We start from the raw sequence: 888 nt of genomic DNA on the forward strand, positions 1-888 counted from the left end.
ACTGGCTCTAACAAAAGGCTGTTGATCATGTGACTGTCGGCTTGTCCGCTCGTTGATGTGGTCGTGGGGATGAGACAGTCGCGGCCGTGGATCGTGTCGGATGAACTGTGGTCGCTGGTCGAGCCGTTGTTGCCGAAACCGGCGCCGAAGCAGGTCGAGGGGCGGCCGCGGGTGCCGGACCGGCAGGCTTTGTGCGGGATCCTGTTCGTGCTGCACACCGGCATCCAGTGGGAGTACCTGCCCCAGGAGCTGGGCTTCGGCTCGGGCATGACCTGCTGGCGACGGCTGGCCGCGTGGAACGAAGCCGGCGTCTGGGACCAGCTCCACGTGATCCTGCTGAAAGAGCTGCGGTCGAAGAAGAAGCTGGACTGGTCTCGGGCGGTGATCGACTCCTCCCACGTCCGGGCCGCCCGCAGGGGCCCAAAAGCGGACCCAGCCCGGTCGACCGCGCGCGTCCGGGCAGCAAGCACCACGTCCTCACCGATGGCCAGGGCATCCCGCTCGCGGTGTCGCTGACCGGCGGAAACCGCAACGACGTCACCCAACTGCTGCCCCTGCTGGACAAGATACCGGCGGTGGCCGGAGCTGTCGGCCGGCCGCGCAGGCGCCCCGACATGCTCTTCGCCGACCGCGGCTACGACCACGACAAGTACCGCCGGCTCCTGCGACAGCGCGGCATCCGGCCCGCCATCGCCGAACGAGGCCAGCCACACGGCACCGGCCTGGGCACCTTCCGCTGGGTCGTCGAACGCACCATCGCCTGGCTGCACGGCTTCCGCCGCCTGCGCATCCGCTGGGAACGACGCGACGACATCCACGAAGCCTTCCTCGGACTCGCCGTCTGCCTGATCACCCACCGCCACGTCCAGAGGCTTTGTTAGGGCCTCT

General features: G+C 68.2%; 1 protein-coding gene. It reads left to right on the top strand.

Going from position 1 to position 888, the window contains the following annotated elements; all coding sequences use genetic code 11:
• Nucleotides 1–69: 69 nt before the first annotated feature.
• Nucleotides 70–881 (top strand): IS5 family transposase gene (locus IE318_RS44440; protein WP_229904228.1). Its coding sequence is split into 2 segments (ribosomal slippage): nt 70–415 and nt 415–881, totalling 813 coding nucleotides; the frame shifts between segments, so codons are not numbered across the junction.
• Nucleotides 882–888 lie beyond the last annotated feature (7 nt).

It is taken from the genome of Streptomyces spiralis (assembly GCF_014654675.1).
Classification (GTDB): domain Bacteria; phylum Actinomycetota; class Actinomycetes; order Streptomycetales; family Streptomycetaceae; genus Streptomyces; species Streptomyces spiralis.